Here is a 22,097-nt window from a genome sequence, read left to right as displayed (position 1 = left end):
GCCAAAGGGGAGAACCGTCGGTTCTCCCCCGTAATCTTCTCGCCGCTGACCCGCATCGCGGCAGCTTTTACCGCTTGTGCCCGTTCGGCGCACTCTCTTCCCTGGCGGATCCGTTCCCGGCATCCCCGTCCAATGAAGCCGTTCCCGCCGCCGGACAGCCGTGAATGAACAAATCGGCCACAAAGCGGATGCGCTGCTCCATATCCCGCTCGGTGAATTCCGGAGCGAACAGCATGTCCATCTTCATCATATCCAGCATCCCGGTATACGATTTCGCATGGAGCGCCGGCTCAGGCAGCTCGAAGCGCCGCATCAAGCCTGCTATCGCCTCGATGTAGCGATGCATGAACTTGCACAGCGCCTGCATCATATCGGGATCTTTGTTCGGCGACTTGAAGAACAGATTCGTGTACTGCCTCCGTTTGAAATAATAACGCAGATGATGATCCGCGGCGAAGCGCAGCCCGTGCTCCAGCGAACCAGCCTGGTTCAAGCCGTAATCGAGCTCGCGCAAATATTGTTCAAAATCACGTACCGACATGGCCGTGAACAATTCTTCTTTGCTTTTAAAATAAATATATATCGTTCCCTTGGCGATGCCGGCCTTCTCGGCAATATCCGACATCTTCGTCTCATAGAAGCCATTGGCACCGAAAAGCTCATAGGCCGCATCCAAAATCAGATGCAGTTTATCGCTTTGCCCGTAACTCATCGGCACACCTCCTTCCAATCTGACGCAAGCCTGGCAATCCCGGCTGCTGATACGAATATATCACGAGATCGGCAAGTTGTCGATTTGGCTCCCTGAGGGCCATGCGGCGGCTTAGCCCCCGGCCAGCAACCAGAGGAGACAGGAGACGGCCGCGCCGGCGCAGGAGCAGAGCAGATTTACCCGATCGTTGTTGAGCCAGCGATACCCCCGCACGAGCTTCGTCGCGCTTCCGCAATGCGTGGTCCGTTCCGTGTCGGCCCCGCATTGCGGGCAGCGGTAGCCTGCCTGCAAGGTCGCGCCCAGCAGGGAGTCAAGCATCGCCCCGGCCAATCCGCCCGCCGTCCCGGCAATCAGCAGGACGACCAGCCCGCGGAAGGACGTCTCCGGTCCGGTCTGCAGCGGATCGAGCAGCAGAAAGACGACCGCGGCCAGCCCGATAACGAAGGCGCCCGCCGCCGACGCCGACGTGCCAAGCAGAGACACGCCGCCGGAAGTTCCCGGCGGAACGGTCCGGCCGGTTACGATCGAGCGCGGCGGACGGCGGCTCAGACTGCCGATCTCGGTCGCCCATGTATCGGCGTTCACCGAGGCCATGGCCCCGACGAAGAGGGCGACCCAGGCGGGATGGGGCGAAATTATATAGGCAAGACAGAGGAGCAGGCCCAACCCTCCATTGGCGAAGACCTGCCCTGCATCCCGGGTCCCCGATTTTTCATAATTGTCCTCAAAGCGCCCCTTCGCCTTCTTTTTCCACTTGGACCATAGCGTCGACGTCACAAAAAAAGTAAGCAGCAACCCGAACCAGACCAGCGCGCCGCTGCCGCAATAGATCGTTCCCATCACGATGGCCGCCGCGGCGCCGGATCCGGTTAACGACTGCTTCCACCATGCGGCTCCGGCCACCAGCAGGCTCCCCAGCAGCCCGATAATCCAGGGGCCCCAGCCCGTATGCCATCCGATAGCTTCCTGTATCAATCGAATTCCTCCCAGCCCGCCGTCAATTCTGCGCCGTGACGACGCAGGAACCCAGCCGTTCTCCGCCCCAGCTTAATTCGAGGCGATCCCCCGCCTGTACCGGTCCGACCCCGGCCGGGGTTCCCGTGAAGAGGAGATCTCCTTCTCCGAGCCCATAATGGCGAGCCGTAAATTCGATCAGCGTATCGAGAGAGAACAGCATCTCCTCCGCTCGCCCCTCCTGCACGAGGCGGCCGTTGTTATGCATCGCGAACTTCGTTCGTTCCAGCGTCTCCGTGCCCGGAAAAGGGAGAAAACGCGTGACCGGGGCCGAGTTCAGCACGCCTTTGGCCGCCAACCACGGATGGCCCTTCTTCTTCAAAACGTCCTGCACGTCGCGCAGCGTAAAATCAATCCCAAGAGCAAAGGCGTCGACCGCTTCCGCAGCCGTCATGCCCGGCTCGACCCGGCGGCCGATGCGAAGCACCAGCTCCGCTTCGTGATGAACCGCCCCGCGGTCGAGCGGGAGCGGCAGCGCCGTGTCCGCCTCCATCGTTATCACCGCATGGGATGGCTTCAAAAATACCATCGGCTGCTCGGGAACCGCATTGCCCAATTCGGCCGCATGAAGCCGATAGTTGCGCCCAATGCAATATACATTGCGCACCTGGCGCCCGTCGCTCATCATCCCTCTAAGATCGCTCATCGTTCATCTCTCCCTTTGGATCTATCGATAGCCGGCCATCCGTGCGCCGGCGGCTCACTTCTTCCCATGCGTCACGCGTCCCTCCGCGTCGATGGATACTTGCTCCGATATGTTCTCGAGCCGCCGCAGCACTGCCTGCCCGGCTTCCCCGTCAAGCGGAACGGCTTGCCCCAGTTCGGTATAGAACGGAACGACAGTCAGCTCGCATTGGCCCTGCTTCGTGCATTCCGCCTGTAAAATGGCGGTCTCCCACGTTATGGGCTGCACGGCCCGCGTAAAAATAAAGTTTCCCAGGCTATATGCAATCCATTTGCCTTTATATTGCTCCAGGCCTTGAAGGACGTGGGGATGTCCGCCCACGATCAGGTCGGCGCCCGCATCAATGTACAGGCGGGCCAGCTCCCGCTGATAGTCCACCGGGAAATCCACCTTTTCCTTCCCCCAATGCGCAATCACGATGACGAGATCGGCCTGCTCCTTCGCCTTCGCGACCGCCGTCGCCGCTTTCTCCTTCATTCCTTCATAGGTCGTCGCCAGCCCCGGCTTGTTCTTGCCCGCATACCAGCTCACTTCCGGAACGACACGGGTAAAGCCGAGGAAGGCGAGCTTGATGCCCTGGCTCTCGAGCATGACCGGCGCGAAGGCTTCCTCCGCATCATGCCCCGCCCCGACGTAAGGAAGATGAACTTCCTTCAGCGCGGCGAACGTATCCAGCAGCCCTTCTTCCCCTTGATCCATCGAATGGTTGTTGGCGAGGTTGACGAGGTCAATGCCCGCCTCGATCATCGCCTGCGCCGTCCGCGGGGATGACTTGTAGACAAATTCCTTGTCCTTCGCCGGGACGCCCCGCACCGTCAGCGGCGTCTCCAGATTCACCGCGGCGATATCCGCTTCCTGGAACCATCGCTTGGCGTGCATAAAAGGAAAGTCATATCCATGCTCCTTCACGATTTCTTCCACGTGTCCAGCCGTCATCACGTCGCCGGCGAAGGCAAGGCGGACGCGCGGCTCCTCCTCTGGTCCGCTCCCCGGAAGCGGCGCACCCTGATCGGTCTGGTCCGTATCGCCGTCCGCCGCTTGCCTGTCGGCAGCGCCGGGATACTCACTTTCTGGTTCACCCGCCGGCAGCCCGCTGGCCGGCTTCTCCTGCGCCGGCGCTTCCCCTCCGGGAGAAGCAGCCGGCGGCTGGGACCATTCCGCTTGTTCGCCGGACAATAATCCGTGCTGCCAACCGGCATAGGCCGTTGCGGCCACGATAACCCCCAGCGCGATATTCAAGACAAGCAGCGGGCGGCGCCGTCTCCTTCGCCCTCGCCCTTCCCGCACCTTCCGCGATTGTCTCAATGTTCCGCCCCTTCCGCCCGATTTTTGCAAATATGTCTCATTATAACGCGTTTCCGCCCTTTTTTTCCAATCGAACCATAAAGAATAGATAACGCCCCTGGAATTCCCGCAAGCGGCAGCCAGCCCGAATCCAGCCTTCCGGCTTACCGGTTCACGCCGTGTCCGCCTGCAAGTCAACCGTTATCTTTGCCCGCGACCAAGAGGGGACATAGCCCCATGACACGCCAAAAAGCCGCGCTTCCGCGCGGCTTCTCCATTGAAATCCGTCACATTCCTTCTATCCAACGGGTCTGATTACCCCGCCGTTCCGGTCGCCGCGTCATCGGCTGGCGCTTCTGTCTTCGCACTTATGGCTTGCAGGGCGCTGACCGCGGCTTCCGCCGCATCGCGGCCGCTGCGAACGCAATCGGGCATGCCGACCCCTTCGTACGGCTGTCCGGCCAGGAATACGCCCGGCAGCACGCGACCAACCTCGTCCCTCAGCGAGCGGATCGCCTGCACATGGCCGACCGGATATTGGGGCATCGAGTGGCGAAGGCGCGTAATCTCGACGAACTCCGGATCGATATCGATATCAAGCAGGTCCCGAAGCTCGCTGCGAACCGTGCGCTTGAGCGCCTCATCCGGCCAATCCACCCGCTCCTCGTCGCCGGCCCGGCCAATATAGCAGCGGATAATCAGCTTGTCCCCCCGGCTCGTATGCGGCCACTTCACCGAGGTCCACGTGCAGGCGGTAATCGCCCGGCCCTCCCGGCGCGAGATGACGAACCCCGTGCCGTCGAACTTATTTTTGACCTGCTTGCGATCGAACACGCTGACGACGTTCGCGACCGATACATGACGGATCGCCTTCAAGGCGCTCGCGTCAACATGCTCCTCGAGCAAGGAAGCCGCATGATACGAAGGCGTCGTCACGATGACCGCATCCGCCTCCAGGCTGCTTCCATCCCCCAGACGGACCCGATATTTGCCGTCTTCCCGCTTCTCCAGTCCTTCCGCAGCGACGCCGAGGCGCAAATCGGCCCGTTCCCGCAGCGTCTCCTCCAGCCGTTCGACGAGCGAGATCAGGCCATTGCGGAATGTCAGGAACATCGTTCCTTTGGCGACATCCGGCAGGCCCGGAACCGATTGGCCCGCTTGGCGGCTCGCCTTCATTCCGCGTATCAGGCCTCCGTGCTTGCGCTCCACCTGCGCAAATTGCGGGAAGGTGGCTTGCAGGCTCAGCGCCTGCAAATCTCCGGCATAAATGCCGGCGAGCAGCGGCTCGGCGATATGCTCCGTCACTTCCCGTCCGAGACGTCTGTCCAGGAACGCGCCGACGGATTCATCTTCCTCCGACGGACGCGGCTTGATGAACAGATCCATAGCCGCGCGAAGCTTCCCCCACGGAGAGATGAGCCCGCTCTTCGCGAACGGCCCCAGCTCCGTCGGAATGCCGAGCACGAGGCCGGGCGGCATCCGGTACAGCTTGCCCCGGCGCAATATATATGTTTTTTTGGCATGCGGATTCGTGGCGACCAACTCCGATTCCATTCCGAGGTCGCGCGCCAAATCAATCATCGGCAGCTTCCGGGCGAGGAAGGAGTCCGGTCCTTTCTCAATGACGCACCCTTCCTTCCGCAGGGTCTCAATCTTCCCGCCGAGACGGTCCGATTGGTCTATGACGGTAACGGAGACGGGCTTCCCCTCTTCATCCGCCTGCTTCAGCGCATAGAACGCCGCGCTCAATCCGGTAATTCCTCCACCGATAACGACAAGTTTCCGCAGAGCATTCATGTTGTTACCTTCTTTCTAGTTACTCGCTTCCGACATCGCCTTCATCGTAACGTCGGCCAATGTCGCCATATACTTCGGATCATCGTTCAGCATACGAATGCGCTTGAAGCGGATGCCCAGACGCTCGGCCTCCTGCACCGCCTCGATATCGAGATCATACAGCACTTCCAGATGATCGGATACGAATCCGATCGGCGCCGACAGCACCCAACGAATGCCTTCCTGCTGAACCGCGGCGAGCGTGTCCAAAATATCCGGCCCCAGCCAAGGCGTTGCCGTCCGGCCCGCGCTTTGCCAGGTAAATCTCCACTGCCCTTCCTTCAGCCCGCAGCGCTCGGCTACCGCGGCCGAGGTGGCGTTCAATTCATCCACGTACGGATCATTCATCTCCAGGATGCGCGCTGGCAGGCTATGGGCGCTGAACAGCACCTGGATCTCATCCCGCTTCGCCCCTTCGGCGACGAGGGCGTCCAACTGCTCATTCACCCGTTCGGTCAACGCATCCAGCAGATCGGGGTGAAGATGATAGCTGTTGACGCAGCGAAGCTCAATCCCGTGCTTCGCCGCCGCTTCCTTCGCCCGCGCATTATAGCCGCCGACGCTCATCGCGGAATAATGCGGCGCCAGCACGACGGATACGGCTTGCTTGATGCCGTCCGCGGCCATGGCCGCGACGCCGTCCTCGATATACGGCTGCGCATGCTTCAAGCCTTGGTAGCACACATACTGAACTTCCGTGCCTTCGGTACGGCGGTTCAGCGTCTCCTGCAGCGCTTCAACTTGGCGGTCCGTATGCTCACGCAGCGGGAACACGCCCCCGACAATCGCTTCATACCGATCCGTCAGCTCCTTCAACTGCTCCTCGGACGGCGGATTGCCCCGCCGGATATGCGTGTAATAAGGCTCGATTTCTTCGAGGCTGCGGGGAGTTCCGTAGGACATCACCAGCACGCCGATTTTACGCTTGGACACTCGCTGTCCCTCCATTCCGTCTCGTTCTCGTTACACCCTGTTTCTTATTTCTTCGCCAGCAATTGGCCGGAATATTCATGCACGAACTCGGTCAGCTTCCGCAATTTGTCCAGCGAGGCTTCCGGAAACAGCCCGTGGCCGAGGTTGAAAATATAGCCCGGCTCCTGAATTCCCTGCTCTATGATATGGGCGGCTTCCCGTTCGATGACGCTCATCGGCCCCGTCAGCACATAAGGGTCCAGATTGCCTTGGACGGCGAACCGGCCGTTCAACCGGCGGCGTCCTTCCGCGACGGACACCCGCCAGTCCAATCCAATTACATCCGCCTTCAGATCGCGAAGGGTCGGAAGCAATTCGCCGGAGCTGACGCCGGGGAAATATATTTTCGGAACGTCCAATTCGGACAGCTCCGCAAAAATGCGCTTCATCGTCGGCAGCACGTACCGTTCGAAATCGCGCGGAGACAAGGAGCCGACCCAACTGTCGAACAATTGGAACGCTTTGGCCCCGTTCGCCACCTGGGAACGCACATAGGCGATCACCATGTCTCCCAGCTTGTCCATCAGGGCATGCCATACGTCAGGAGTCTCATACATCATCGTTTTGGTAAGGATGTAATTTTTGGAAGGACGGCCCTCGATCAAATAGCTCGCAATCGTGAACGGAGACCCCGCGAACGTGATGAGCGGAACCTTCAGCTCCCTGTCAAGGATGCGAATGGTCTCGAGAATATGGCCCAGATCGTCTTCCGGATCGACCGGTCTCAGGCGCTCGACGTCGGCCGCGCTTCGTATCGGATTGTGAATAACCGGCCCTACATTGGCTACGATATCGAAGTCGATCCCCATTGAAGCGACCGGATTCATTATATCGGAATAGAGAATCGCCGCATCCACGCCAAGCTTGCGGACGGGCATCATTGTAACTTCAGCGGCCAGCTCGGGCTGACGGCATATTTCAAGCAGACTGTATTTCTCTTTAATCTTGCGATAGTCGGGATCATATCGTCCGGCCTGCCGCATGTACCATACCGGCACGCGGTCTGCTTGTTCCTGTCGACACGCTTTCAGAAAACGATCATTATAAGTCATTCATATACCCCGCTTTGACGGTATTGTGCCTATAGACAAATCGTCCGTTTTGGACACGCACTTTTTTATAGCTAACGCTTCCATTATGCCCCTTTTCCCTGCTTCTCACAACCTCGCCGATCCGTTTAGCTATGACAATCTGTTGACAAAAAACGTTCGCATATGATGATTTTTCGACAATTTCCCCACACAACCTATAAATCTCGTTAACACGCGATTAACACTCGTCTAGTAGTCTATCGGAAGACGAGCCGCTTCGCGTTCGCTCCATTCCGTGAAAAAGGAGAGATGACTAATGATGAACGAGACGATGAACCGCAGAACGTTTTTGGCTTATCTGGGCAGCGGAGCCGCTGCGCTTGCCGCCGCCTCGGCGGGGCTGGGCAGCTTCGAAGGAACGGCGGAAGCCCGGACGGCGGACCATTTGTTCGGCTTCAAGTCCAACCGCGTGTCCGGTTATTTTGACCCGATCGATCCGTCCGATGCGGATGAGCTTATTTTGCCAAAAGGCTACAAGTACGATGTCGTCGCTGCCTACGGCGACGTGATTAATCCAACCGGGGACACGTTCGGCTTCAACTGCGATTTCACCCTCTATTTTCCTATCGACGGCTCGAGCGAGCACGGGCTGCTCTGGGTCAATCATGAATATTCGAGCGATGTGTTCGTGCATGGCCCCAAAAAAGGAGACAGCTACACGGCGAAGCAGATTCGCCAGATGCTCTATGTTCAGGGCGGTTCGATAATTGAAGTGCAGCGGGATAAGCAGGGCGCCTGGAGCATGATGCCGGACTCCCGCTACGCCCGGCGCATAACCGGCCTGACGCCGTTCGACCTGACCGGACCGGCCCGAGGCTCGAAGGCCGTCGGCGGAGCTACCCGCGTTCAAGGGACGTTCGCCAATTGCTCCGGCGGCATGACGCTGTGGAACACCGTCCTGTCGTGCGAGGAAAATTACGAGCCGACCTCCGAGGCGGCGAAGCTCGACCCGACCCACTACGGCTGGGTCATTGAGGTTGATCCGTTCGATGCCGCGTTCCCGGTGCGCAAGCACACGGCGCTCGGTCGGTTCCATCACGAGAATTCGGCCATGGGCTTGTCCAAGGACGGCCGGGTGGTCGTCTATATGGGAGACGATACGACGGATGCCTACGTCTACAAATACGTCTCCGCCGGCAAATATGCGCCGCAAGCGGGCCGTGCGAACTCGAAGCTGTTGACGGAAGGCACGCTGTACGCGGCCGACCTGAAGAAAGGCCGCTGGATCGCCTTGACGCTGGAAGCGGTGCAGCGCGCTTTGGCCGACAGCTCGTTCAAGCCTCCTTCCTCCATAAGCCTGACCAAGGAAGAGCTTCAAGCCAAATACAAGACCGAGGCCGATGTGCTCGTTCATGCCGCCGAAGCGGCTGCGCTGCTCGGCGCCACTCCGACCGATCGCCCGGAGGATGTCGAGATCAGCCCGTTCGACAACACGCTGTTTATCGCTCACACCAATAATGACAAGCACGGCAATATCCACGGCCATATCACTCGCTTTTTCGAGAAGGACGGCGATTTGGGCGCGCTGGAATTCGATTTTGAAATATTCGCGGCCGGCGGGCGGCAGAGCGGATTCAGCGCCCCGGACAATCTGACGTTCGACAGCAACGGAAGCCTATGGACGGTCACCGACATCTCTTCCAGCAAGCTGAACAGCGGGGTCTACCGCTCCTTCAAGAACAACGGCGTATTCGTCATTCCTACGCAGGGTCCGGACGCGGGCAAGGCGATGCAATTCGCCTCCGCGCCCGTCGAGGCGGAAATGACGGGGCCCTGGTTCACGCCGGATGAGCGCACGCTCTTCCTCGCCGTGCAGCATCCGGGTGAAGAGACGTCCGATCCGCGCAAGCCGACCAGCATGTGGCCGCACCGCAAGGGCGACACGATGCCGCGGCCGGCGGTCGTTGCCATTACGGGATTTACGTGGTAGAGCAAGGGAGGCAATAATATATGGGAATCGGAAATATCGGGGCTGGCGGCATCGTTCTGCTCGTCATTCTCGCCCTGCTGCTGTTCGGCCCGTCCAAGCTCCCTGAATTGGGACGCGCCTTCGGGCGGACGCTCAGCGAATTCAAGCAGGCGACGAGATCCCTACTGACGCCGCCGGAGAAGGATGCCGAGCCCGATCAGGAGCAGATCCGCAATCCTCATTCATAGCTGTCGGAACGACGAATCAAGCCGGCATCGGCCCAGCCTCTCTGTGCCAATGCCGGCTTGATGTGCGTTCGCCCGGGTCTCCGGTCTTTACCTTTCCCCTCCTCTTTTCCCCTTGCGTGAATTGACCAGAAATTGCATAACCTATCCTGACTTGCTATCAACTGCATCCATAACCCTGTTTTCATATGACAATTGATATATATACATATGGTATAATAGTACCCGTTGCTGAACATTGTACGGACCGTGACAGAAAGTGGTGAGCATCTTATGCAGCAATGGAAACTGAATCTGATTATTCTCTGGTTCGGGTCATTTCTGGTCATGTCGGGGATGACCATGGTTACGCCGTTCTTGGCGCTGTATTTGCAGCATGATATCGGTTTGAGCGATCCGCATCAAATTGCTATCTGGACGGGACTTATTTTTGCGGCGAATTTTTTGACCTCATTTATTTTTCAGCCGATCTGGGGCAAGTTCGCCGATAAGTACGGCCGCAAAGTCATGATTATCCGTTCCGGCTTAGGTATGGCCATCGTGACAATATTAATGGGCTTCGCCCAGACGCCGGTGCATCTGCTGCTGCTTCGTTTGCTGAATGGAACTATCTCCGGCTTCAACCCGGCCGCAGTCGCTCTCGTATCGTCGACCACGCCGCGGGAACGGACCGGCTTCGCAATGGGAATACTGCAGTCCGGCGTCGTCGCCGGCACGATTCTGGGGCCGCTTATCGGCGGGGTGTTGGCGGACTGGGTCGGGTACCGGCCGATTTTCTATATTACCGGAACGCTATTGTTCCTGGCCACGATGCTGACGCTTTTCATGGTGAAGGAATCGTTCGACCGCGAAAAGGCTGCGGAAGAGCCCCAAATCTCGGTTCTCGCCGGCTTCAAACAGTTGTCTGGCATTCCGCAGCTTCTGTCTCTGTTCGCGGTAACCTTCCTGCTTCAATTCGCCATGCTGAGCCCGATGTCGCTGCTGCCGCTGTATGTGCAGGACCTTCATGGCTCGGCGCAAAATCTGGCGTTTCTCGCCGGACTCGTCAGTGCGGTCACCGGCCTGTCCAACATGATTTGTTCCCCGATACTCGGGAAAATGAGCGACAAGTATGGCTCCCATCGAATACTGACCGTCTGTCTGATCGGGGCTGCGCTAACCTTGATTCCGCAGGCCTTCGTCGGCACCGTATGGCAGCTGCTTATCGTCCGCTTCCTGCTCGGAATCTTTATGGGCGGCCTGCTGCCATCGGTCAATGCGCTGATTCGGAAATATACGCCGGACGGCATGGAGAGCCGGGCCTACAGCTTCAATACGAGCACGCTCGCGCTCGGCAATATGATCGGTCCCGTATTTGGCGGAGCGATGTCCGGACTCATCGGCATTCAAGGCATCTTTATCATCTCCGGCATTTTGCTGCTCGTGAACACGGCATGGGCCCGTTACTCCTTATATGGGAGAAGAAGCACGAGTCATTGACAGGCTTTATGCCTTCAGCAGGCTTCGTCGCCTTGCTAAACGCATCTTGGGCGGACAGACGGGCAGCCGGGCAGCCGTCTGCCGCCGGTAAGATGTACCGGGGAAGCAATATCCCATAGCAAGACGCCTCTGCATACTTCCGCGCCCACTTACCGTCACAACTTGTAACGAAATAAATACAACCATTGGATGAGAATATAAAATTTTCGCAAAAAAGGCTTGATCTGAAAAGCATTTCATCCGCTACAGTATGAATAGAGCCGCCAATCAGCCGGCGTTACCCGACGACTCGTCGGGGCGTTACGGCAGGCGGCTTTTCTTTATTTTTACTTATCACCAGTTCAAATCCGATTCAAAAAAGCTATCAAGCGACTTCTTCCTGTTTGGATCTCCGCTTTCGTGCGTATATATCCACTGAAAGGAGAGATTGTAAAACATGGTAAACAAATGGACCTCACGTGCCATGGCCATCATGCTGTGCTTTATCTTGACCTGGAGCACGGCAGCTGTATTGGGGCCGGCAGAGACGCAGGCCAAGCCAAGCTATCCGGAATTCAACAAAGTAGCGACCAAAGGTCCAATCATTCCGGGATTAAACGCCAAAAATGAATGGGTGCCTCAAGGATTGGCGATCGTGCCGGGGAAAAACTGGGTCGTCGTCTCGCATTATTCAGGGAAATCCAGCAGTCAAGCAAGCGCCATCTCCATTACCGACACGAAGACCAAAAAGCGGATAAAGACCCTCTATTTATACGAGAGCGCCAAGAAAAAGCATACGGGACATGTGGGAGGAGTCGCCGCCAGCGCCAAATACTTATGGATAGCCTCCGGCAGAAGCGTATACCAAATTCCCATGAGCACGATCTCCAGCAAAAAGGATTACAGCAATGTTGTCATGAAAAAATTCGCTCTTGGCCATAAAGCCTCCTATGCCTCCTATGCGGATGGGGTGTTGTGGGTAGGTGAATATATGGATGGCCAAGACATCGGAAAAGGCATGTGCAAACCGGGGCCGAAGGGCAAGGCGAGAGGCTATAAGCTGAACGGCAAAGGCCAACTGCCATCCAATCCGAAGGCCTCTTATACGTGGACGACGCCTGACCGGGTGCAAGGGATGGCCCTGACGAAAAACCGTGTTTTCTACAGCCAGTCCTGCGGCCGCAACAACGACAGCACCCTGCTCGTATACACGCGCGGAGCCTCGGGCAAGAAGGTCGGCTCCTTGAAAATGCCTCCGATGTCCGAAGGTATCTCCTTAACGGGAAACAACCTCTATGTTCTGTTCGAATCCGGGGCGCGTAAATACGCTAACGGAAAATACCCTCTTAAAAATATGTATATCATCAATACCAAGAAACTGAAGCTATAGCGGTATACAACAACAGCCCCCCTCCGGTCGGCAATGACCGGAGGGGGGCTGCTTCGATAGCGCCTCAGCACTTCTTTGCACCATTATCCCATTCCATCAGTCTGGATGCGTGCACGGTCCTTTGCCTCACTATCCCATCCCGTCAGTCTGGATGCGTGCACGGTCCTTTGCCTCACTATCCCATCCCGTCAGTCCGGATGCAGGCACGGCCCTTTGCACCACTATCCCATTCCGTCAGTCTGGATGCAGGCACAGTCCTTTGCATCAACTATCCCATTCCGTCAGATGGAGATTAACAGCGATTATCTCTCAGTTTTTTCCTCGCCCTGAGCGGTTGGGAGAATGGTGATAAGGAGTGCCAGACTCTACTATAGCCTCCACCTGATTCAATGGGAGTTTACACAAAAGGTCTGACTGCCCCCAATCCACTCCAAGCCTGAGTCGATGGGAGTTTGCACATAAGGAATGACTGCCCCCACTCCATTCCTCTTGAAGCAGCGGGAGACTGCCAAATAAAAGGGACCGCGCTCCGCTTACTGACCACCGTAAGCGGCGGGAGATAGTGCTCCCGCCATCTTCACATTCCCGTCCCTACAGCCGCAGCAGGCCAAGCACATGAAGAAATACGATGGCGATAACAACCGGAATAACGAAGCGCAGCAGTATGATGTAGAGGGCCAGGCCTTTGCGCCACCAAGCCGCTTCGCTCGCGAATTCCTCGTACAGCCGCTGCCGCGGGAAGCGGAAGCCGACGAACAAGGCGATAAGCAGCGCACCGACGGGCATGAGCACATTCGTCACGGCGAAGTCGGCCGCGTCGAACAGGGACAGGCCGAAAATACGCGCATCCGACCAGACGCCGAACGACAAGGCGGACGGGATGCCAACGATGAAGATAAGGATGCCGAACAGCCAGCTCATCCGGGAACGCTGTTGTTCGTTTTTGGAAAATCCCGATACCAGAATCTCCAGCATGGAGAAGGCCGAGGTCAAGGCCGCGAACAGGAACAGCGCCAAAAATAACACGATAAACAAGCCGCCGAACGGCAGTTGTTCAAACAAGGCGGGCAAAGTGCCGAACAGCAGGCCCGGGCCTTCCTGTGGCTTCATGCCCAGCGCAAATAAGGCCGGGAAGATCGCAAGCCCCGCCATCAGCGAGGTCAGGACGTTCAGGCCGACGACAGAGACCGATGATTTGAGCAGCGATTCCTGGCGGCTCAGGTAGGAGCTGTAGGTCACCATGACGGATACCCCGACGCTGAGACAGAAGAACGACTGTCCCAACGCATACAGCACAGCTTGTCCCGTCAGTTTGCTGAAATCAGGCTGAAGGAAATAACGAAGCCCCTCGCCCATCCCGGGAAGAGTCAGGGAACGGATAATAAGCACGAGGAATAAAATGAACAAGCCCGGCATCAGGATGCGGCTTGCCCGTTCGATCCCCCCCTTTATTCCGCGCGCGACCACCGCGATCGTAATCAGCATGAAGACGAATTGCGCCGCTACTGCGTACCACGGATTGGCTACCGTCTCCGCGAACAGCGCATCGTAATCGCGGCCGTTGGCGAGCAAGCCGCCGACTATGCCGCGACCTGCATAGAGCACAATCCAGCCGCCAACGACACTGTAATAGGATAAGAGCAGGAAGCAGGTTCCGATTCCCAAGTATCCGATCCAGTGCCATTTCGATCGCGGCGCAATGTCCCGGTATGCGGATACGGCTCCCCGCCCGGTGCTGCGCCCGATGGCGAACTCCGCCAGGAGCAGAGGCAGTCCGATGCCCAGCGTAAATATCAGAAAAACAACAAAAAATGCGCCCCCGCCGCTTGTCGCGACGACATTGGGGAATTTCCAGATGGCCCCGAGCCCGATCGCCGATCCGGCCGAGGCCAGTATAAATCCGAGTTTCGAAGTCCACTGCTCTCGAGTTGTCATTACTGCCTCCTGTTGTCAATCTGTGTACGAATATTGCCCGCTCATACCGGCAGCCAGTTCATCCCGTGTAAAAACACGACCAGGACGATAACCGGCAAAATGAAGCGAAGCATGAAGACGTACACGGCCAAGCCTTTGTGCCAGCGGCTGCCGAGCGTGTTCCATTCCTCCTGCAGGCGCCGCCGCGGATACCGGAACCCGACGAATAGCGAGATCAGCAGGACGCCAAGCGGAAGCATGACGTTCGTCACCGCAAAGTCGGCCCAATCGAATATATTGCGCCCCAGCCACTGCAGGTGGCTGCCCACGCCAAAGGAGAGGGCCGACGGAACGCCCAAGGCGAAAACACCGCCGCCGACCAGCCAGCACATCCGCGCGCGTTGCTCAGCCTTGCCCCGGGTGAATGCGGCCACGACGATTTCCAACAGGGAGAACGCCGATGTCAGGGTCGCGAATAAGAAAAGCGCCAGGAACAGCGCGATGAACAGGCTGCCGAACGGAAGCTGCTCGAAGACGGCCGGAAGCGTGATGAAGAGCAGCCCGGCGCCTTCCTGCGGCTTCATGCCGAGGGCGAACAAAGCGGGGAATATCGCGATGCCCGCCATGAACGAGGTCAGCACGTTCAACCCGACGACCGACAGAGCCGGCTTCCCGAGGGGCTCCCCTTTGTTCAGATAGGAGCTGTACGTCACCATGCAGGAGCCGCCCACACTCAGACAGAAGAAAGATTGTCCAAGCGCATACAGCAGCGCTTGCGGCGTCAGCTTGCCGAAGTCCGGCTTCAGGAAATAGACGAGTCCTTCGCTCATCCCCGGCAGGGTGAGCGACCGCACGATCAGAACAAGGAACAGGATGAACAAGCCAGGCATCATAATGCGGCTCGCCTTCTCAATGCCCTGCTTCACTCCCCGGGCCACGATAACGATCGTGATGAGCATGAACAGCGCCTGCGCCAGCACGGCCGCCCAAGGGTTTGCGGCGGTCGATTCGAACAGTTCCCCGTAATTGCGTCCATCCTGCAGCAGCGAGCCGGTCAGGCCCTTGAGGAAATAGAGCACAATCCACCCGCCGACCACGCTGTAAAAGGACAGCAGCAAGGAGCACGTCGCCATTCCCAAATAGCCGATGCCATGCCATCTGCTCCCCGGCGCCAATTCACGGTAGGCGGATACCGCTTCCTTGCCCGTATTGCGGCCGATCATGAATTCGGCCAGCAGCAGCGGCAGGCCGATGCCGAAGGTAAAGATAATAAAGACAAGAAAAAAAGCGCCGCCACCGCTGGTAGCGACGACATTCGGGAACTTCCAGATCGCTCCGAGCCCGATGGCCGATCCGGCCGAAGCAAGCACGAAGCCGAGTCTGGAAGTCCATTGTTCTTGCTGTGTCATCCGTTCTAATCCATCCTTTTTTTTCGATTGCTGTCATCCATTATAGCATAGCAACGGAATAAAGAGTCTCCTTCCCTATATTTAGAATCTGGGCGAAATTATTTCACGATAGCAAGCGCCAGACCGTCATAGGCCGGAAGCAGCGTGCTGAGCAATCGTTCATCCTGCGCGATCGCGGCATTGAATGCCCGCATCGCCTGCACGGACGGACCCTGCTTGTCCGGATTGAGCGTTCTGCCGCGGAGCATGAGATTGTCTCCCGCGATGAGGGCCCCCGGTCTCGCGAGGCGGATCGCGTATTCGAGATAGGCCGGGTAATTTTCCTTGTCCGCGTCGATAAAGAACAGATCATAACGGGCCCCTTCCCGCTCCAACTCCGCAAGCGAATGAAGCGCCTCGCCCACACGGTATTCCACCTGTTCGCCGAAGCCGGCTTCCGTAAGATTGCGCTTCGCCAGATCGGCGTACTCTTGACGCAGCTCGAGCGAGACAAGGCGGCCTCCCGGTTCCAGCCCCCGCAAAATGCAATAACCGCTGTAGCCGCCCAGCGCGCCGATTTCCAGCGCATCCTTCGCATGCGCCAGGCGGGCCAGCATCGTCAACAGGCGCCCGTACCCTTCGGGCACGGAAATGTCCCGTATGCCATGAGCCCGGATAGCCTCCTTGATTCGCTCCACGGCCGGATCTGCCGGATATAATTGTTCCAAATAGGATTCTACTGCTTCACTCGACATTTTCCATCCTCCTTGCATTTTATGATATGATGAATGCCATACAAGTACAAGTAAGAGAAGCAGAACGGAGTGTTGTTATCGAATGAATCGACCTTGGACGTTAATCGCGACCGCCCCGATGGGACTGGAGGCTGTCGTCGCGCGCGAATTGAAGCTGCTTGGATACGAGGATACGCGGGTGGAGAACGGCCGCGTGCTGTTCTCCGGAGGGCCTGTCGACGTGTGCCGGGCCAATCTGTGGCTCCGGACCGCGGATCGGGTGCTCGTCAAGATGGGGGAATTCCGCGCCCGTACCTTCGAGGAGCTGTTCGAGGGCACCAAAGCCATCCCCTGGCCGGATTGGATCCCGATGCACGGCGAATTTCCGGTTGACGGTCGTTCTCATAAATCCCAGCTCTCCAGCGTTCCCGCCTGTCAGGGCATCGTGAAAAAGGCGGTCGTGGAGCGGATGAAGCAGCGGTACCATACCGACTGGTTCGAAGAGACCGGTCCGCTATACCGGATCGAGGTCTCCCTGCTGAATGACATGGCGACGATTACGCTGGACACGACCGGACCCGGGTTACATAAGCGCGGCTACCGCAAGTTGACCGGAGCCGCGCCGCTTAAAGAGACGATGGCTGCCGCCATCATTCTGCTGAGCCGCTGGAATCCGCAGCGTCCCCTGTATGATCCGTTCTGCGGATCGGGAACCTTCCTGATCGAAGCCGCCATGATCGGCTGGAATGTCGCTCCCGGACTCCGGCGCTCCTTTTCTGCGGAGGCATGGGGCATCATCGGGGAACAGGATTGGGAACAAGCGCGGGAGGAAGCGTTCGACGCCGTCCGCGACGACACGGAGCTTCAATTGACCGGATCGGACATCGATCCGGAAGCGATTCGTCTCGCGGAAGCGGCAGCGAAGAGCGCCGGCTTCGGCCGGGAGATCGAGTTCCTCGTCTGCCCGGCGAACAAGGCGAAGCCGCAAGGAGATTACGGCTGTCTCGTTACGAATCCGCCTTATGGCGAACGATTGAACGAGAAGGACGAAGTCGAGCGGATGGTAAGAGACCTCGGCTTCATGGCGAAGACGCTGCCGACCTGGTCGTTCTTCGCGATCAGCCCGAGCCGCCAGTTCGAGCATTACTTCGGACGACCGGCGGACAAGCGCCGCAAGCTGTTCAACGGCAATATCGAATGCCAGCTCTATCAATATTTCGGTCCGCTTCCGCCGCGCAGCAAGACGCCGGCTTCGCCTTCCGGATCCTAGTCACGCCCAACCGAACACCATCTGCCCCTACAACGGCAGGCGGTGTTCTTTTATTTTTAACATTTTATGAAAATCTGATAAGATGGGAGGTACGATTATCATTCAAGGAAGGAACATGCAATGAATCCAATTCGCCAAGCCCGGCCCGATTCCGCCGGCAGGAAAAGTTCGGCGGCCGCCCTCTTCGGGTGGCTCAGCTTCGTCTTCTTCCTCGCGGCTATGATGGGGAAGCTGATCTATTTCAATCGCACGCTGGCGATACCGAATATGGCCATGGACCGGGACGACTTTTTGGTCGCCCTGGGATCGCTGCTGATTGCCGGCAGCTGGACGTTCTGGGTGAAGGAACGATGGCGCCCCCTGCTCCTGCTGCTGCTTAACTTCACCCTGACGCTGCTCATTTTTGCCGATTTGATCTATTTCCGCTATTTTCAGGACTTTATAACGATTCCCGTCCTGCTCCAAGCCGCACAGGTCAGCTCGCTCGGAGAGAGCATCGCATCGCTAATTCACGGCAAGGATGTGCGGCTGTTCCTGGACTGGATCGTCCTCATTCCGCTTACGATCGGACATGTCCGCATTCGGACCCGGGAATACCGTTACCAGCGGGCCATGTTATCCGGCCGGAGGAACGGGGGACGCATGCTGCAGCGGGTATCGGCCGGCCTGCTTGCCATCATCGTCGGCGCCGTATTGGTAGCCGTGCCGGTGAAGCAGGCGACCAGCACATGGGCGAAAGGGCTGTTCAGCTCGGTCTGGTGGAGCGCCTCCGTCTATAACATTACGGGTTTGCTCGGCTTTCACGGCTATGATGTGTACCGGTACGTGAAGGAAAATATGATGGGAGGGGCTTCTCTCTCGGAAGCCGAGATCATGGACGCGGAAGCGTGGTTCGCCGCCCATCGCCCAGACCGTCAGGGCCCGTCGTCCTCGTTCGGGCGCTATGCCGGCAGCAATGTCATTATTGTGCAGGCCGAGGCGTTCGAAAATTTCGTCATTGGCGCCAAGGTGAACGGGAAGGAAATTACGCCGAACCTGAACGCGCTTCGCAAGGAGAGTCTTTATTTCACCCGGTTCTTCCATCAGACAGGCCAGGGCCGCACCTCCGATGCCGATTTCGGGGTGAATGCCGGACTTCATCCGCTGCCGTCCGGCTCGATCTTCATCCGCTACCCGGGCCAGACCTACGATACGCTGCCGGCGATGCTCCGCGCGCAAGGTTATCGCACCGGAGCGTTCCATGCTTATGACGCCGGGTTCTGGAACCGCTATATCATGTATCAAAATATGGGCTATGACTTTTTCATGAGCAAAAAAGACTATGTTCTGGACGAGCCCGTCGGATGGACGGTCGGGGACAAATCCTTCTTCCGCCAATCGGTCGAGCGAATGTCTTCCGAGCCGCAGCCGTTCTACAGCTTCTTAATTACGCTGGCAAGCCATCATCCGTACAAGCTGCCGAAATCGGTGCAGAAGCTCGATGTCGGCCCGTACAAGGATACGATGTTCGGCGATTATTTGCAGTCGATGCATTACGTTGACGAAGCGGTCGGGGTGATGATCGCCGATCTGAAGCAGCGCGGGCTGTGGGACAAGACGATCTGGGTATTTTACGGAGATCATGACAACTCGATCGGAGAGACGGAGCCTCTCTCCTGGCTGCTCGGCCATCCCGTCAGCAAGCTTGATATGCTGGAGATGAAGAATCAGGTCCCGCTCTTCATCCATCTCCCCGACGGGGCCCAGACCGGGACGTATGATACGGTCGCGGGCCAATTGGATGTCGCCCCGACTCTTCTTCACTGGCTCGGAATCGATACGGCCGATTCCTATATGATGGGCCATAATCTGCTGCTGCCGGATCAGCGGCTCGTCGTGCTGCGGAACGGCTCGTACACGGACGGGAGCATTTTCTATGTCCCTTCCGCCGACGGACTGTTCGAGCACGGCACCTGCTTCGATTACGCGTCGCGAGAGAAGACGGATGTCGCCCGTTGCCAGCCGTACGAGGCCGAAGCGAAGCGCCGCTTGACCGTCTCGGACCACGTGATTACGCATAATCTGATCAAGCGGTTCCGCCAATCCTCTCCTGCGGAACCGTGACAAGACAGCCGCTGTCCCCGTTGACAGCGGCTGTCTTCGCCTCTCACAGGCGCCTGCATCCTGCGTCTGCCGCACCTGCCCCGCCGATCTCCTTCTCCTGACCTACCGCTCCTGCAGGAGCTCGTCCAGCTTTCGGCGCCGCTTTTTCTCCTTCCGGCGCCGCTCCCGCTCTTCCCGGCGCAGCGCCTTGGCAAGAGACGCGCACATGCCGAGCAGGACGACCGCGAACGGCAGCGCCGTCAGGATGGAAGCGGTCTGAAGGGCGTCCAGCCCCCCGCTCAGGAGAAGAACGATTGCGATCAGCGACTGAAAGATTCCCCAGGTGAGCTTGATTGGAATGCTCGGATTCGGATTGCCGTCAGAGGACATCATGCCGAGCACGAAGGTGGCGGAATCGGCCGATGTAATGAAGAACGTCACGATGAGCAGCGTGGCCAGTACTCCGAGCACATAGCCGGCCGGCAGAGCGTCGAGCGTCACGAACAAGGCGGATGTAATATCCTGCTGCACGGCCTGGGCGAGCTTTAAGCCCTCGAACATTTCCAAGTGAAGGCCCGTTGCCCCGAATACGGAAAACCAGACGAAGCTGAAGCCGCTTGGCAGGAGCAATGTCCCGAGAATGAACTCCTTGATCGTCCGTCCCCGGGATACGCGCGCGATGAACGAACCGACGAACGGCGCCCATGCGATCCACCAGGCCCAATAAAACAAGGTCCATTTTGCAATCCAGGAATTTCCGGTGAACGGCGACAGCCGAAGACTCATCTGGATAATATTTTGCAAGTAGCCGCCCAACGTCGTCGTGAACGTATCGATGATGAAGGTTGTCGGTCCGAGCAGCAGCGTGAAGACCAGGAGGCCGAGCGCAATAAGCAGATTCGTATTGCTCAATATTCGTATCCCCTTGTCCAGGCCGGTAATGGCCGACGTCAGGAATAATACCGTGACCACAATAATAATGATGATTTGAACGGTGATGTTCGACGGGATTCCGAACGTATGCCGCAACCCGCCGTTAATCTGCATAACACCGAGCCCAAGCGACGTCGCGACACCGAAGGTAGTGGCGATAATGGCTAAAATGTCAATTACTTTGCCGATGGATCCGTCCACGCGTTCTCCAAGCAACGGGTAGAACGTCCGGCTTATCAATCCCTTATGCTCTTGGCGGAAGGTGAAATAAGCCAGAGCGAGCGACACGAGCGAATAAATCCCCCATGGATGAAGTCCCCAATGGAAAAAGGAGTAACGCATCGCTTCGCGTGCCGCATCCGGTGTCATTCCAGCCGCAGTGGGCGGATTCAGGTAATGGCTGAGCGGCTCGGCCACACCCCAGAAGACGAGACCAATGCCCATGCCTGCGCTGAACAGCATGGCGAACCAGGACAGATTCGAATATTCCGGCTCATCGTCGTCCTGGCCGAGCCGGATATGTCCATGCTTTCCGAAGGCAAGCACGAAGCAGAACAAAAGCACGATCAAGGCCGTGATCAGATAGAACCAGCCGAACCGCTCCGTCGTGAAGGTGAGCGCCGCCTCGGATTGCTGCGCCATGCTGCCGGGGGACAGCAAGCCCCAGAGGACAAAGGCCAGGATGATCACGACCGATATTCCAAATACCATACCTCCACCCCCTTGGTTGTTGCTCTTGATAGCATGTAGTATGCGCAAAAAAATCCCAGACGGGTGTCTGGGATTCCGGCATTATTTTCATGATAAAGAGCGAACTTCATTCTTCACGATTTTCCCATTGCTCGCTGGTGAGAAGAGAGCTTAACCGGTCCTGCTGCTCCTCGAGCATCGCTTCGGCCAGCTCCACCGGCTGCTGGTTCAAGCTCAGTCCGGCCTGCTCGACCGCCCGTTCGGCATGCTGCAGCGATTGCTCGGCTTGTTCGACGGACTGCTCCGACGGATGAGACATCGCCTGGGATACCGCATTGCGGGCCGTCTTGACCGCATTTTGGGCCTGGGAGATCGGATTCTGCGACTGCAGGCTGGAGTCATACTTGTTCGGCATGCTGTAAGCCTCCTTCGTCTGTGTTATTCATAAGCAACGTTAGGATGTGCTCGACAGCATTTTCTATACCGAAAC

Annotated in this window: 18 protein-coding genes; 6 read left to right on the top strand and 12 right to left on the bottom strand. The window is 57.9% G+C overall.

Translation table 11 applies throughout. The annotated features are described in order from the left end of the window. Nucleotides 1–67: 67 nt before the first annotated feature. The 7 genes from ABD76_RS12695 to hemE form a co-directional block, all read right to left on the bottom strand. Nucleotides 68–712 (bottom strand): TetR/AcrR family transcriptional regulator, encoded by a 645-nt coding sequence (locus tag ABD76_RS12695; RefSeq protein ID WP_197257361.1) that lies wholly within the window; start codon nucleotides 710–712, stop codon nucleotides 68–70. A 111-nt stretch (nucleotides 713–823) separates the two neighbouring features. Then, the gene (locus ABD76_RS12690; RefSeq protein ID WP_197257359.1) at nucleotides 824–1,687 is read right to left on the bottom strand and encodes a DUF92 domain-containing protein; all 864 of its coding nucleotides are present in this window, start codon (nucleotides 1,685–1,687) and stop codon (nucleotides 824–826) included. 22 nt (nucleotides 1,688–1,709) lie between these two features. Further along, a complete protein-coding gene (locus ABD76_RS12685) occupies nucleotides 1,710–2,372 on the bottom strand; it encodes a fumarylacetoacetate hydrolase family protein (RefSeq protein WP_242069547.1) in 663 nt (220 codons plus the stop codon). Nucleotides 2,373–2,426: 54 nt separating this feature from the next. Then, nucleotides 2,427–3,716 (bottom strand): CapA family protein, encoded by a 1,290-nt coding sequence (locus ABD76_RS12680; protein WP_242069546.1) that lies wholly within the window; start codon nucleotides 3,714–3,716, stop codon nucleotides 2,427–2,429. Nucleotides 3,717–4,010: 294 nt separating this feature from the next. Next, nucleotides 4,011–5,492: a protoporphyrinogen oxidase gene (gene hemG, locus ABD76_RS12675; protein ID WP_197257357.1), complete on the bottom strand. Its 1,482-nt coding sequence runs from the start codon at nucleotides 5,490–5,492 to the stop codon at nucleotides 4,011–4,013. Nucleotides 5,493–5,507: 15 nt separating this feature from the next. After that, on the bottom strand, nucleotides 5,508–6,479 hold the full coding sequence (gene hemH, locus ABD76_RS12670) for a ferrochelatase (RefSeq protein ID WP_197257355.1): 972 nt from the start codon (nucleotides 6,477–6,479) through the stop codon (nucleotides 5,508–5,510). 29 nt (nucleotides 6,480–6,508) lie between these two features. After that, nucleotides 6,509–7,555 carry a uroporphyrinogen decarboxylase gene (gene hemE / locus ABD76_RS12665; RefSeq protein WP_197257353.1) on the bottom strand — a complete coding sequence of 349 codons (1,047 nt, stop codon included), beginning with the start codon at nucleotides 7,553–7,555 and terminating at the stop codon, nucleotides 6,509–6,511. Between the two features lie 298 nt (nucleotides 7,556–7,853). Between hemE and ABD76_RS12660 the strand changes: the two genes are divergently transcribed. The 4 genes from ABD76_RS12660 to ABD76_RS12645 all read left to right on the top strand — a co-directional run bounded on the left by ABD76_RS12660 (nucleotide 7,854) and on the right by ABD76_RS12645 (nucleotide 12,596). Then, nucleotides 7,854–9,524, top strand: coding sequence for a PhoX family protein (locus tag ABD76_RS12660; protein ID WP_197257394.1), 1,671 nt, complete (start codon nucleotides 7,854–7,856; stop codon nucleotides 9,522–9,524). A 20-nt stretch (nucleotides 9,525–9,544) separates the two neighbouring features. Further along, nucleotides 9,545–9,751: a twin-arginine translocase TatA/TatE family subunit gene (locus ABD76_RS12655; RefSeq protein WP_197257351.1), complete on the top strand. Its 207-nt coding sequence runs from the start codon at nucleotides 9,545–9,547 to the stop codon at nucleotides 9,749–9,751. A 270-nt stretch (nucleotides 9,752–10,021) separates the two neighbouring features. Next, nucleotides 10,022–11,227 (top strand): MFS transporter, encoded by a 1,206-nt coding sequence (locus ABD76_RS12650; RefSeq protein WP_197257349.1) that lies wholly within the window; start codon nucleotides 10,022–10,024, stop codon nucleotides 11,225–11,227. Between the two features lie 436 nt (nucleotides 11,228–11,663). After that, the gene (locus ABD76_RS12645) at nucleotides 11,664–12,596 is read left to right on the top strand and encodes a hypothetical protein (RefSeq protein ID WP_242069545.1); all 933 of its coding nucleotides are present in this window, start codon (nucleotides 11,664–11,666) and stop codon (nucleotides 12,594–12,596) included. 591 nt (nucleotides 12,597–13,187) lie between these two features. Here ABD76_RS12645 and ABD76_RS12640 read toward each other — a convergent pair. From ABD76_RS12640 to ABD76_RS12630, 3 genes are all read right to left on the bottom strand, one after another. After that, nucleotides 13,188–14,531: a sodium-dependent transporter gene (locus ABD76_RS12640; protein WP_197257347.1), complete on the bottom strand. Its 1,344-nt coding sequence runs from the start codon at nucleotides 14,529–14,531 to the stop codon at nucleotides 13,188–13,190. A 41-nt stretch (nucleotides 14,532–14,572) separates the two neighbouring features. Continuing rightward, nucleotides 14,573–15,919: a sodium-dependent transporter gene (locus tag ABD76_RS12635; RefSeq protein WP_197257336.1), complete on the bottom strand. Its 1,347-nt coding sequence runs from the start codon at nucleotides 15,917–15,919 to the stop codon at nucleotides 14,573–14,575. 98 nt (nucleotides 15,920–16,017) lie between these two features. Next, the gene (locus ABD76_RS12630) at nucleotides 16,018–16,653 is read right to left on the bottom strand and encodes an O-methyltransferase (protein ID WP_197257333.1); all 636 of its coding nucleotides are present in this window, start codon (nucleotides 16,651–16,653) and stop codon (nucleotides 16,018–16,020) included. A gap of 82 nt (nucleotides 16,654–16,735) precedes the next feature. On the opposite strand from ABD76_RS12630, the gene ABD76_RS12625 reads away from it, so the two are divergent. Both ABD76_RS12625 and ABD76_RS12620 read left to right on the top strand, forming a co-directional pair. After that, a complete protein-coding gene (locus tag ABD76_RS12625) occupies nucleotides 16,736–17,902 on the top strand; it encodes a THUMP domain-containing class I SAM-dependent RNA methyltransferase (RefSeq protein WP_197257332.1) in 1,167 nt (388 codons plus the stop codon). 120 nt (nucleotides 17,903–18,022) lie between these two features. Beyond that, entirely contained in the window at nucleotides 18,023–20,005 is a 1,983-nt protein-coding gene (locus tag ABD76_RS12620) for an LTA synthase family protein (protein WP_197257330.1), read from the top strand. A 102-nt stretch (nucleotides 20,006–20,107) separates the two neighbouring features. Here the strand turns inward: ABD76_RS12620 and ABD76_RS12615 are convergent, their stop codons facing one another. After that, the gene (locus tag ABD76_RS12615; RefSeq protein WP_197257328.1) at nucleotides 20,108–21,628 is read right to left on the bottom strand and encodes a glycine betaine uptake BCCT transporter; all 1,521 of its coding nucleotides are present in this window, start codon (nucleotides 21,626–21,628) and stop codon (nucleotides 20,108–20,110) included. 106 nt (nucleotides 21,629–21,734) lie between these two features. Then, complete coding sequence (locus ABD76_RS12610; RefSeq protein ID WP_197257326.1) at nucleotides 21,735–22,022, bottom strand: hypothetical protein; 288 nt, start codon at nucleotides 22,020–22,022, stop codon at nucleotides 21,735–21,737. Between the last annotated feature and the right edge of the window lie 75 nt (nucleotides 22,023–22,097).

The organism is Paenibacillus dendritiformis (assembly GCF_015845845.1).
In the GTDB taxonomy this organism is placed as follows: Bacteria; Bacillota; Bacilli; order Paenibacillales; family Paenibacillaceae; genus Paenibacillus_B; species Paenibacillus_B dendritiformis_C.
The sequence above is the reverse complement of the archived record's forward strand: the minus strand, read 5'-3'. Positions and strand labels throughout refer to the sequence as shown.